This is a genomic window from Aquabacterium sp. OR-4 (genome assembly GCF_025290835.2).
In the GTDB taxonomy this organism is placed as follows: Bacteria; Pseudomonadota; Gammaproteobacteria; order Burkholderiales; family Burkholderiaceae_C; genus Pseudaquabacterium.
In genome coordinates this window covers 1,186,358-1,199,030 of the sequence record NZ_JAOCQD020000002.1, presented here as the reverse complement: position 1 = coordinate 1,199,030, position 12,673 = coordinate 1,186,358, and the positions used below count along the sequence as shown (strand labels likewise).

The following is a 12,673-nucleotide window of genomic DNA, read 5'->3' as shown; positions in this document are numbered from 1 at the left end:
CACAACATCCCGTCAGGAGACTTCCGATGCGCAGTACCACCAGCAGCCCGCTGCCCCGATCGGCCAGCGTGGGCGCCCCGGCCGGCCACGCGGCAGCGCTGCCGCGCGAGCCGCGGCTGATCCAGGCCTTCATCCTGCTCGTCACGGCCAGCCTCACGGTGCTGGTCACGGCCATCCTGGGCCCCAGCCTGCCGGCCATGCAGGCGCATTTCAAGGATGTGCCGGGCGCCGACTACCTGGTGCCGCTGACCATGACCGCGCCGATGCTGATGATGGCCGGCCTGAGCGTGTTCGTCGGCGAGCTGGCCGACCGCCTGGGGCGCAAGCGCCTGCTGGTGGGGGCCACCGCCTTCTACGCGGTGGTGGGCACGGCGCCGATGTACCTCGATTCGCTCAGCGCCATCATCGCCAGCCGCTTTGCGCTGGGCGTGATGGAGGCGGTGCTGATGACCGTGAGCACCGCGATGATCGGCGACTACTACGAGGGTGCGCGGCGCGAGCGCTTCATGTCGTTGCAGACCACGGTGTCGGCCACCTCGGCGTTTCTGATGAACACCGTGGGCGGCATGATTGCCGAGCAGGGCTGGCGTGCGCCCTATGCGGTGTTTGCGATCAGCCTGCTGCTGGCGCCGCTGATGATGGTGTACCTGTGGGAGCCGCAGACCCGCGCCACCATGAGCGCCGAGCAGCTGCGCGAGGACACGCAGTCCTTCCGCCCGCGGGTGCTGGGCTTCATCTGCGCACTGGCCGTGCTGCTGGGCATCATGTTCCTCACGGTGCCGGTGCACTTCGGCTACCTGCATGGCGCCATCGGCGTGCAGAGCCCGGCCCAGATCGGCATGGCCTACGGCATCAACAGCCTGGGCGTGATCAGCGGCACCCTGCTGTTCGGCTGGGTGCTGGCGCAGCGCCTGGCGGTGAGCTGGCAGCTGGCGCTGGGCTGCCTGGTGGCAGGCTGCGGCTTCTGGCTGATGAAGGGCGCTGGCGACTACGCCGCGCTCACCACCGCCGGCTTCGTCAACGGCCTGGGCGCCGGCGTGCTGCTGCCCACCATGGTGACCTGGACGATGCGCGTGCTGCCGGTCTCGCGCCGCGGCATGGGCACCGGGGCCTTCCAGTCGTGCCTGTTCTTTGGCATGTTCGTCAACCCGATCCTGATCGTCGGCCTTGAAAAGCAGCTGGGCGGCAGCCGCGCGCTGGCCGTGGGGCTGGAGGGGCAGGTGCTGCTGGGCCTGGGCCTGGTGGCGGTGGCGGTGGCGGTGCTGCGCAAGGGGCGCTGACCCGCCGCCACAGCCTGTGCACCGCCTGACGGGAGCAGCTGCGATGCAACGCCTGCTGTTGATCGACGACGACCCCGACCTCACCGCGATGATGGGCGAGTACCTGTCGCAGGAAGGCTTTGCGGTGGATGCCGTGCACGACGGCCCCGAGGGCGTGCGCGGCGCGCTCAATGGCGGCTACGCGCTGGTGGTTCTCGATGCCATGCTGCCGCGCCTGCATGGCCAGGAGGTGCTGCGCCGCATCCGCGCGCGCAGCCGCATCCCGGTGCTGATGCTCACCGCCCGCGGCGACGATGCCGACCGCATCAGCGGCCTGGAGCTGGGTGCCGACGACTACGTGCCCAAGCCCTGCACGCCACGCGAGCTGACCGCGCGGGTGCGCTCCATCCTGCGCCGCACCCGGCCCGATGCGCCCGAACTGCAGCCGCAACAGGTGCTGCGCGCCGGCGCCCTGGTGATGTGGCCCGAGCAGCGCCGCGCGCAATGGGCGCAGCGTGAGCTGCTGCTCACGCCCACCGAGTTCAACCTGCTGGAGGTGCTGGCCAGCGAGGCCGGCCACATCGTCAGCAAGGATCAGCTCTCGCGCCGCGCGCTCGGCCGCCCCGCCGGCCGCTTTGACCGCAGCATCGACGTGCACCTGTGCGCGGTGCGGCAGAAGCTGGGGGCCCAGCCCGATGGCCAGCCGCGCATCCGCGCGATCCGCGGCATGGGCTACCAGCTGCTGCGCGAGCTGCACTGAGCGGCCATGGCCGCCGGCGCGGTGCGTTCGTTCTGGTCGCGCGCGCCAGGCGGGCTGTTCTGGAAGGTGTTTGCGGCCTGCTGGTGCAGCTCGCTGTTCACCGGCGTGGGCATTCATCTTTTTGCGCGCCTGTTCCCGGCACTGGTGCAATTGCCGCCGATGCCGCCCACGGTGGCGCAATCGGCTGGCATGCCGGTGCTGGTGGGCGGGTTCATCGCGCTGGGTTTCAGCGGCGTGCTGGCCTGGTCGCTGTCGCGTCCGATCCGGCTGCTGCGCCAGGCCTTCGGCGCCGCCGCGGCGGGGCAGCTGGCGCAGCGCCTGGCGCCGCAGCTGGGCCGCCAGCGTGACGAGTTTGCCGAGCTGGCGCGCGACTACGACCGCATGGCGCAGCAGCTGCAGACGCTGCTGGGCGCGCAGTCGCGCCTGCTGCACGATGTGTCGCACGAGCTGCGCTCGCCGCTGGCGCGCCTGCAGATGGCCACCGGCCTGCTGCGCCGCAACCCCGCCGCTGCCATACCGGCCCTGACGCTGCAGCGCATCGACCACGAGGTGGAGCGGCTGGATGCGCTGGTTGACGAGGTGCTCACCCTGGCGCGGCTGGAGTCGGGTGTGGCCGGGGTGCCGCTCGGGGCCGAGCCCGAGGGCCTGGACGTGCAGGCCCTGTTGCACTCGGTGCTGGACGATGCCCGCTTCGAGGCCCAGCAGCAAGGCCAGGGCCGCAGGCTCACGCTGGCCGCACCCGCCGAGGGCCCGCTGCTGGCCGCCCAGGGCGAGCTGCTGCAGCGGGCCTTCGACAACGTGCTGCGCAATGCGCTGAAGTTTTCGCCGCCCGGCGGCGAGGTCGAGCTGGCCGTGCACTGGCAGGCGGGCGATGCCTGGTGGACGCTGTGGGTGCGCGACCGCGGGCCCGGCCTGTCGGCCGAGGATTGCCAGCGTGTGTTCGAACCCTTTGTGCGTGGCGTGGCGGCCCCAGCCGCCGGGGCCCCGGCGGCACCCGGTTTCGGCCTGGGCCTGGCCATTGCGCAGCGGGCCTTGCAGGCGCATGGCGGCCGCATCCAGGCCCAGCCGCGTGATGGGGGCGGCCTGGCTCTTTGCCTGCAGCTGCCGGTGCCACCGGCGCATGCCTTTACCGGCTTTAACGCAAACGCCGGGTGCAACCCTGAGGACGCGGCGGCCGGCCCTGACCATCATGGCGCCATGACGATGCCGATCACGGCGGGCGGCCCCAGGGCCTCGCCGAGCTGATCCCCGCGGGTCTGGCCTGCCGCGCCGCCCGCTCCCCGATCCACCGCTGCCCCAGCCGGGCCCAGACCTGGCAGGGCCGCGCCATGCCCGAGCCAACCACCCAGAACGAACCGGAGACTCCGATGACCCTGCGCCTTCGACCCACCCCCCTGTGCCTGGCCGTGCTCACCGCGCTGGGCGTGTTCGGCAGCGCGGCGCAGGGCCAGACGCCTGTGTCCCCACCGCCACCGCCGCCGCCTGGCGATCGCGCCGACCCACCCGAGCCCATGCAGGGCGCCACCCAGCGCGGCCAGCTGCAGAGCGTGATCGTCACCGCCGAGCGCCGCGCCGCCAATGCGCAGAAGACCTCGATCGCGATGCAGGTGGTCACCGGCGCCGAGATTGCGCAGCAGGGCCTCTCGAGCGGCGCCGAGCTGCTGAAAAACGCGGCCAGCGTGGAGGTGCAGGGCGCCGCCCGCGGCAACATCGTGGCCATGCGCGGCGTGGGCTCCGACATGCCACCGGGCATGGGCGAGTCGGCCGTGTCCACCAACTACGACGGCATCTACAGCTTTCGCGCCGAGACCACCACGCTGGGCTTCTTCGACCTCGACCGGGTGGAGGTGCTGCGTGGCCCGCAGGGCACGCTGTACGGCCGCAACGCCGCCTCGGGCGCGGTGAACTTCATCACCCGCGACCCGGTGCTCGGGCGGCGCGATGGCCAGGCCTCGCTGGAGATGGGCAGTCACAAGCTGGTGCGCGGCGAGGTGGGATTCACCGTTCCGGTCAACGAGATGATCGCGCTGCGCGCCTCGGCCGCCGCCATCAGCCGCGACGGCTTTCTCAGCGATGGCTTCAACGATGCCCAGGCCAGTGGCGTGCGGCTGAAGGCCCTGTTCCAGCCCAGCCAGGGCCTGCGCGTGCTGGCCGGCGTGGAGCGCATCCACCTGGGTGGCAAGGGCGTGGGCCTGATCCCCGATGCCAACTGGGACAACGCCGCCACCCGCCTCACCGCCGAGAGGCACACCGACAGCGCGGGCGCCTTCGACAACGCCGAGAAGGTGGGCACCCAGAGCTACGACGCCACCAAGCTGTGGGCGCAGATCGATGCCGATGTGGGCATCGGCACGCTCACGCTGCTGCCGGCCTGGCAGAACGCCAGCGGCGACGTGTACCGCAAGTGGGATGCCTCGCACCGCGGTGCCGAGACCTGGAGCTACGACCCCAACCCGGCGCGCCAGAAGAGCCTGGAGGTGCGCCTGGCCTCGCAGGCCGGTTCGCCGCTGCAGTGGGTGATGGGTGTCTACCGCTACGACATGCGCAATGTGCAGAGCTGCTTCCTGGGCTGCGGCAGCACGCCCGAGAGCATCGACACCACGCGCTCGAACGCCGTGTTCGGCCAGACCACCGTGCCGCTGGGCCAGGGCCTGCGCCTGGTGGCCGGGCTGCGCCACACCAGCGACAGAAAGACCAATGTGTTCCGCCCCGGCGGCGAGACCTGGCGCAGCAACGACGGCAAGCTGTCGCTCGAATACGACTGGCTGCCGCAGGCCATGGCCTATGCCACGCTGTCCACGGCCTACCGGCCGGGAGGCTTCAACACCTTCAATGCCACCAGCCCGCGCTTCGAGGCCGAGCACCTGCGCAGCATGGAGCTGGGCCTGAAGAGCCGTTGGCTGGCCAACACGCTGCAGTTCAACGCTGCGCTCTACCAGATGAACTATCGCAACTACCAGGCCATCGACAACTACCTGAACCCGGCGCCGGCCACGCCGGCCGACTTCTTCCTGTCGAACGTGCTGAACGTGCCGCGCCAGACCATCCGCGGCCTGGAGCTGGAAACCCAGGCCCTGCTGCCCACCGGCACCTGGCTGCGCGGCAGCCTGGCCTGGCTGGACGCCAAGCTGGGCGAGTTGCGCCTGCACGACTTTGCCAGCGCCAGCGAGTTCAGCATGGCCGGTGCGCCGCTGCCGCATGCACCGCGCCTCACGCTCAAGGCGGGGGTCGAGCACCCGATCGAGCTGCGCGGCGGCACCGTGACGCTGCGAGCCGATCTGCGCCACACCAGCCAGCAGTACGTGTCGATCAGCGAGAGCGCGGCAACGCTGCAGCCGGCCTACAGCCAGCTGGACCTGTCGCTGCAGTACCGCCCCGACAGCGACCGCTGGGGCGTGAACCTCTACGTCAAGAACGCCGGCAACTACGTGCCCAAGACCGGCGAATTCTTCGGCTACAGCACCGTGGGCGCGCCGCGCACCTACGGCCTGGTGTTGACCAACAAGTTCTGAACCCAAACACCATGAACCGTCTTCTCCACAAGGGGCTGCTGCGTGCGGCAGCCATGGCCACCGTGCTGCAGGCCGGCGGGCTGCCTGCTGCCTGGGCCCAGATGGCGCCACCGGTGCCGCCCGAGGTGCTTGCCGCTGCCCGGCTGAACCCGCGCATCGGCGCCGGTGAGCAATGGGTGGTCGAGCGCGACACCGCCTTGCAAAGCCTCGGCATTGCCGCCGGTGGCGCCGTGGTGGCGCCCCCGGGACGCAGCCTGAGCATGACCGTGGACGGCGTGGAGACCACGCTGCGCCCCGGGCGCTACCGTGGCGCGGTTCAGCTGCGCGTGACCGAGGCGCACCCGGTGCGCTTCTCTGATCTGCATGTGCACCCGTTCCGCCAGGCGCTGTACATCGATGCCGGCGGCGTCGTGCAGGGCAAGTCGGTGCCTTCGGCGGCCGGCCCGGCCTGGAAGCTGGAGAACGGCGTACTCAGCGGTGCGCAACTGCGTTCGGCGGGCGAGAACTTCAACGGCCTGCTGGTCGCCGGTGGTGATGTCACTGCCCGCGGCCTGACGCTCGACTTCAGCGGCAACGGCGGCAATGATTTCGCCGGCTATGGCGCCGGCGTGATGTCGCACGGCAAGACCACCCGCCTGGTGATCGATGGCGCCGACCTGCGCACCCACGGCGCCGTGCGCACGGCCGTGGTGTGTGATGGCGGCAGCACCCTGGTGGTGAAGAACAGCCGCGTCACCTCGCTCACCGGCCAGCTGCCGGCCGACTACGTGAGCAACGTCTCGCCCGGCGAGATGAAGGATGCGCCGTGGATGCTGGGCATCACCGGCAATGTGCGCAGCACCAATGTGCTGGGCGACGACACCACCTGCAGCTATGTCAACAGCACGCTGTCGGCCGACGGCTGGGGCGTGCTGTCCATCGATGCCAGCCAGAACGCGCGGCTCACCACCATCAACAGCCAGGTGCTGCTGACCGGTGCGCGCGGCTACGGCTCGTATGCCATCGGCAATTCAAGCAACCGCTTCTATGGCACGGTGTTCCATGTGCCCACGCATGGCGCCATCGTCACCGGCGGCACGGTGGAGTTTGCCGCCAGCCGGCCCGACACCCTGGCGCGGCTGAACGGCGAGCTGAAGCTGGGCCTCAGCCCGGCCGAACTGGCGGCGCTGAAGCCCGCCGAGACGGTGGTGAACTCGCAGCGTTTCGGCGTGATGATGTGGGGCGACGCGGTGGTGAGCGTGCGCGACGGCACGCAGTTCAACACCGGCGAGGCGGTGTTCCTGAACAAGGGCGCCACGTCGCGCATCGAGGTCGACGGCCGCGGCGGCGTGCAGCTCAATGCCCGCAACGGCGTGCTGTTCCAGGCCATCGACAACGACGACCCCGGTCCGGTGATGGTGGATGGCCTGATGGCCAACACCGGCGTCTACCGCGAGCCCGCCAAGGCACCGGCCAAGGTGCCGGGCTTCGATCTGGCCGCCGTGCACGCCACCGACATGCAGGCCCGCTTCACGCACAGCCAGCTGAAGGGCGACTTCTTCAACGCCATCGGTCTGCGCCTGCTGGGCAGCGAGATGGGGCCGGGCGGCCCGCCCGGGCCCGACGCCAAGCCGCCCACACCCAGCGGCGCCAACCTGGTGCTCACGCTCGACAACAGCCAGCTCGAAGGTGTGGTCACGGCCAGCCGCGCGCGGCATTTTGTGGACAGCATCGGTCCGGCCCAGGTGGATGAGCTGGCCCGTGTGCGCAACACGCCGGCCCCGGCCATCAACAACGGTGTGATCGTCTCGCTCAAGGCCTCGCGCTGGACGGTGACCGGCCCCTCGCACCTCACGGCGCTGGAGCTCGCCGCCGATGCCGAGTTGCGCGCGCCCGCCGGCCAGCGCCTGGTGCTGCGCGTGGATGGCCAGGTGCGGCCCATCCAGCCGGGCCGCATCGCCGGTCAGATCCTGCTGCAGCCGGAGGCCCTGTGAAGGCGCTGCATCACCGTGTGCTGGCCGTTGGCGCCATCGCCGCCGGCGCGCTGCTGGCCTGGCCGGGGGCGGTCTGGTCACAGGCCACAGCCCTCACGGCCGCGACCGCGCCGGCCGCCCCGGCCAGTGCCGCCGCGGTGCTGGAGGCGCGCTTCCTGCGGCTGTACCCCGGCATCTACACCCCGCGTGAGCAGGCCTTGGTGCGCCAATACCTGGCCGACAACGCCGCCTTGCAGGCGCGCGGCCCGATCGACGTGCAGCGCCTGGTGCGCGGTGAGCTGCCGAAAGCCACGCCCGGCCTGGGCCCGGTGATCCGCGCCACCGACGACTGGGTGCGCTACTTCAATACCCGCAGCGACCCCGAGAATCCGCTGCGCCACGACCGCGCCCATGCGCAGCGCGCCGGCTGGCCCGACATCCTGGCCATGCCCAGCTTTGCCGCGCACGACGACACATTCATGGTGCCGTACCCCCCCGGCGCGCGCGACACGCTGCTGGTCAGCGACCTGAACCACAGCCTCACGGCGCTGAAGCCGATCATTCCGGGCGACACGCTGTACCTGGTGGCCGATGCGCGCGAGCTGATCGACCTGACCCCGCCCGAAGGCTCGGTGTACCGCACGCTGGCCATCAACACCCACGGCAGCATCTACAACCAGCGCGGCGAGAAGGTCAACGAGGTGGTGTTCCGGGTCACCGAGAGCATCAAGCTCTACCGCAACCCGGCCGATGCTCCGAAGAACCCCGGCTTCTTCGACATGTGGGAGGCGCCCGACTGGCTGAGCCGCCCGACCCGCGTGTACACCGACGCCGATTGGGTGCGCATCCGCGGCATCTGGCAGCGCGAAGAGCGCCGCGCTGAGCTGCCGCGCTACTGGCAGGACGTGGTGCTGGGTGAGCGCCCGCGCGAGACGCTGGACGGGCCCATCCTGGCCTCGGTGTCGCCGGTGCCACCCTGGGGCCAGGGTTCGGGCGGCAGCCGCACGCTGAAGCAGGAGCTGCTCGACCCTGTGCGCGCCGCCAGCCTGGTGCGCGGGCAGAAGGACGGCATCTGGCGCACGCGCGAGCGCAGCGGCTACGTGCCGGCCACGCCGCCACAGCCCGCCGGCTACGCGGGCGGCCCGCCGCCCGAGGCCGGTGCCATCACCACCACCGACATCCACCAGGACGGCGAGAAGCGCAGCCCGCTGGTCAACTACATGGGCCGCGACCTGGCCCTGCGCCACCTCGGCAACTGGATGGGCGATGCCGGCTGGCTGCGCAACATCCGCTGGTCGATCATGGACCCGCGCGGCCACGCGGCGCTGGGCAAGCCGGTGCCCACCAACCCGCGCGCCGAGCGCTTCTTGCACCGCGTGCCCGAGCTGACGGGCCGCTACGTCAGCGCCCATGGCCTGACGCAGGACGTGGCGCTGGTGAAGTCGCAGGTGGTGGCCAAGGCGGTGCGCGACGGCCGCTTCGAGGTGGATCTGGTGTGGTGGATCGAAACCCTGGATGGCGACATCTGGCAAGAAGGCGGCGCCACCATCGAGCTGCCGTCGCGCCCCTGAACCCCCGCTTGCATTGGCCAATCCCATGACTCGTTTCACGTTGTCCCCCATCGGCCGTGCCAGCGCGGCCCTGCTGGGCCTGCTGGCCGGCCTGAGCCTGCTCACCGCGCCGGCGCTGGGCCAATCACCCGCCCAGCCGGCGGCGCCGGGCGCCACAACGGGTTCGCCACCGGGCGCACCTCTGAGCGCACCTCTGAGCGCACCACTGAGCGCACCACTGGGCACGCCACCGGGCGCACCCATCGGTGCCCCGCCCGGCATGCCCCCCGGCATGCCGCCGCCGTCCTCCGAGCCGGTGAACCTGCGCGCCGCACTGATGCTCAGCGACGCCACCGCACTGCCACCAGGCCGCACGCTGCGCGCCACCCAGGACGAACTGGGCGGCCTGCTCGTGGCCGGCCGCTCGCACCTGCGCGCCGATGGCCTGAGCGTTGAGGTGCTGGGCCGCGGCAAGAGCGATTTCGACGGCGTGGCCGCCGGCGTGCTGGTCAAGGACGGCAGCACGCTCACCTTGCGTGATGCGCGCATCACCACCCGCGGCGTGGTGGCCGCCGCCGCAACGGCCATGGGCGAGGCCACGCTGCGCGTGCAGCGCAGCACCCTGGTGGCCGAGGGCGGGCCGCTGCCCAGCGGCTATGTGCGCCGCATCGGCCCCGGCATGATGGAGCCGCCCACACCGCTGGGCATCACCGGCACGGCGCGCACCACGCTGGTGTTGGGCCGCGCCAAGGCCTTCTACGAAGACTCGCGCATCGTGGCCGACGGCTGGGGCGCGCTGTCCACCGACGCCGCGCAGGGGGCCTACCTGCAGGTGGATCGCTGCCGGGTGCTGGTGCGCCGCAGCGGCTACGGCACCTATGCCGACAACGGCGCGGCGGTGGTCATCAACGATTCGACGCTGGATGTGCCGACCTTTGGCGGCGTGATCGCCGGCCAGGCCAGCCTGGCGCTCACACGCGTGCGCAGCCGCTCGGGCGGCAACACGGTGATGATCCACAACGTGATGGGCCGGCCCGACGAGCTGGCCACGCTGCGGCTCACGGGCGGCACGCTGCGGTCGACCAACGCCGCCATCGTGGTCAAGAGCGCCAATGCCGACATCGTGCTCGAGGGTACGCGGCTGGAGGCGCGCAATGGCGATCTGCTGCTGGCGGTGATCAATGACGACAGCCACCGCACCCGGCTGCAAGGGGCCACAGCGCCCGGCAGCCGGGCCGTGCTGCGCCATGCCAGGCTCAACGGCAACCTGCTCAATCTGGACAGCGAACGCCCCCTGCGCGTGGCGCTCGAGGGCACGCAGCTGCGCGGCCGCGTGCACGAGGTGGCGCTGAGCCTGGACGCGACCAGCCGCTGGACAGCCACCGCCGACTCCAGCGTGCTGCTGGCTGCGCCCACCACGCTGGCCCAGCTGGATGCGCCGCGTGGCGTGACCATCCGTGCAAAGCTGCAGGGCGCCGCACTGGCACCGGGCCGCCACACCTTGGCCCAGGGTGGCACGCTGGAGGTTCAGGATGTGGCGCAGTGAGACCCTGGGCCCGGCCCCGATGCAGGCACTGCGACTGGCACCGACAATCGCTGTCGCCTGCACCCCCCGACATCACCTACCCGCACCATGGCCGCCACGGCCCCGCCCTCACAGCCACGCCAGCTTGCCGCCGTGCCGGCCCAGCCCGATCTGGCCGCCGTGCAGTCGGTGATCGGCACCGACCGGCCTGCCCAGGCGCATGCGCGCCATCTGCACAACCTGGCCCGGCTGCTGGCCAACATGGCCTGCTACGGCAAGCGCCGCGACGACCCGGTGCGCACCGTGCCGGCCCTGCTGGGCGACCGCTGGAGCTCGCTGGTGATGCACCTGCTCAGCGGCGGCATGCTGCGCCACACCGAGCTGCGCCGGCTGATCGGCCTGGTGTCGGCCGAGCAGGACATCTCGCAGCGCGTGCTCACGCTCAAGCTGCGCACGCTCGAGCGCGACGGCCTGGTGCTGCGCCAGGCCACCACCGACGTGCCGCCGCGCATGACCTACCAGCTCAGCGCGCTGGGCGAACAGGCCTATGCGCATTTCTCGGCGCTGGTGCGCTGGGCCGAGCAGACCAGCGCCGCGGTGCGTGCCGCGCGCGATGACTACGACCGCCGCCATCCCGGTGCGGTGGACGCGGCGGGCCACGCGGCCGCCGGCGGTTCAGGCGACGACGCCGCCGACGAAGCGGCCGACGCCCCGGGCCACTGAGCCAACGCCCGGGCAGGGCACAAAAAAGTGCTCATGGCGAGCCCCGTTGGCGGGCTGCGGCGGTCTGCCTAAGCTGGGCGCATGCCGCGTCAGCAGGTCTTCTGCAACGCTGTTCAGCCCCCGCCTGGAGACCCCTGAAGTGCCCCAACCATTTTCCGCGCAGCGCCTGGCGCTGCTGATCGCCGTCGCCATCGCCACCGGCCCGCTCGGCCCCGCCAGCGCGCAAGAAGCCGGCCGTGGCATGGACGTGCGCCCCTTTCTGCGCGCGGTGGACAGCAACCGCGACGGCTGTGCCACGCGCGACGAATGGCAGCGCGCCGGTGCGCCGATGTCGAGCTACGAGATGCTGAAGGACGCGCGCGGCTGCGTCACCGAAGCGGTGATGGCCAGGACCCCCGCGCCCGATGGCATCGACACCAACCGCGACGGCCGGCTCACGCTGGCCGAGATGAAGGCCTTCGACAAGAAGATGGCGCCGCTGATGGCTCAGCGCGCCGCACCGGGTGGCGCACCCGGCACACCCGGCGCAAACGGTGCACCGGGTGCACCGGGTTCAGCGGCCCGGCCCACCATCAGCGATGGCGAGCGCGCCGCGGCCACCTGGGCGGTGCAGAACCTGATGAGCCGCCACGAGTACATGCACGCCGCCGGCCTGAACCTCGAGGAGGTGGACAGCTTCTGGGTCTCGCGCCAGGGCCGCTTTGCCAAGACCGCGGCCTTTGCCAGCCCCGGCTGGGTGATGAACGGCATCGAGACCATCCGCGCGGCCTACGGCCAGGGCAGCCGCAAGGACGCCGAGGCCGCGCGCAAGGCGCTGGCGGCCATCGACCCCGGCGTGAAAGACAGCGAGGCCTTCTTCGGCGCCGGCGCCGAATGGGTGATGCACACCAGCACCACACCGCTCATCGAGGTGGCCGGCGATGGCCAGACGGCCCAGGGCGCCTGGTACTCGCCGGGCATCGGCATCATGCCCACGGTGGTGGACGGCAAGGTCAAGCTCACGCCGGTGATGTTCTGGGAGAAGTACGGCGGCGACTTCGTCAAGGAAGACGGCGTCTGGAAGATCTGGCACCTGCAGATGGCCTATGACTTCGTGCCCGGCCTGCCCGCCGAGATGGTGGCCGAGGTGAACAAGAAGCTGGGTGACCTGGCCTGGAAGGGCCTGGCCGGCGGCGTCGCGGTGGAGGCCGGCGAGCGCATGTCGGGTGAGCTGCCGCCGGGCTTCAGCAAACCCAGGTACAGCTACCCGGCCTACAGCCCGCAGCGCCCGGGCATCGTGTACCCGCACCTGCCCAGGCCGTACCACAGCTGGGGCGAAACCTTCAACAACTGCAACTGCGAGCAGTGACACGGTGCGCCGGCCCATGCCGCCGGCGCCCATCAGCCGGCCTG

General features: G+C 71.3%; 9 protein-coding genes. All 9 read left to right on the top strand.

The window, feature by feature from the left end; all coding sequences use genetic code 11:
- The first annotated feature begins 26 nt into the window (after positions 1 to 26).
- The 9 genes from N4G63_RS17530 (at position 27) to N4G63_RS17490 (ending at position 12,629) form a co-directional block, all read left to right on the top strand.
- Positions 27 to 1,280, top strand: a complete 1,254-nt coding sequence (locus tag N4G63_RS17530) for an MFS transporter (protein WP_314599995.1) — start codon at positions 27 to 29, stop codon at positions 1,278 to 1,280.
- A 43-nt stretch (positions 1,281 to 1,323) separates the two neighbouring features.
- Positions 1,324 to 2,019, top strand: a complete 696-nt coding sequence (locus N4G63_RS17525; protein WP_260787555.1) for a response regulator transcription factor — start codon at positions 1,324 to 1,326, stop codon at positions 2,017 to 2,019.
- Positions 2,020 to 2,025: 6 nt separating this feature from the next.
- Entirely contained in the window at positions 2,026 to 3,264 is a 1,239-nt protein-coding gene (locus tag N4G63_RS17520) for a sensor histidine kinase (protein WP_260787556.1), read from the top strand.
- 122 nt (positions 3,265 to 3,386) lie between these two features.
- Positions 3,387 to 5,531, top strand: a complete 2,145-nt coding sequence (locus N4G63_RS17515) for a TonB-dependent receptor (RefSeq protein WP_314599994.1) — start codon at positions 3,387 to 3,389, stop codon at positions 5,529 to 5,531.
- 11 nt (positions 5,532 to 5,542) lie between these two features.
- Positions 5,543 to 7,504, top strand: coding sequence for a hypothetical protein (locus N4G63_RS17510; RefSeq protein ID WP_314599993.1), 1,962 nt, complete (start codon positions 5,543 to 5,545; stop codon positions 7,502 to 7,504).
- Positions 7,501 to 9,054, top strand: coding sequence for a hypothetical protein (locus N4G63_RS17505; protein WP_314599992.1), 1,554 nt, complete (start codon positions 7,501 to 7,503; stop codon positions 9,052 to 9,054). Before N4G63_RS17510 ends, N4G63_RS17505 begins: the two co-directional genes overlap by 4 nt.
- A gap of 40 nt (positions 9,055 to 9,094) precedes the next feature.
- On the top strand, positions 9,095 to 10,579 hold the full coding sequence (locus N4G63_RS17500; RefSeq protein WP_314599991.1) for a hypothetical protein: 1,485 nt from the start codon (positions 9,095 to 9,097) through the stop codon (positions 10,577 to 10,579).
- Positions 10,580 to 10,666: 87 nt separating this feature from the next.
- Positions 10,667 to 11,281: a winged helix-turn-helix transcriptional regulator gene (locus N4G63_RS17495; RefSeq protein WP_260787562.1), complete on the top strand. Its 615-nt coding sequence runs from the start codon at positions 10,667 to 10,669 to the stop codon at positions 11,279 to 11,281.
- A 139-nt stretch (positions 11,282 to 11,420) separates the two neighbouring features.
- Positions 11,421 to 12,629 (top strand): nuclear transport factor 2 family protein, encoded by a 1,209-nt coding sequence (locus N4G63_RS17490; RefSeq protein ID WP_314599990.1) that lies wholly within the window; start codon positions 11,421 to 11,423, stop codon positions 12,627 to 12,629.
- Positions 12,630 to 12,673 lie beyond the last annotated feature (44 nt).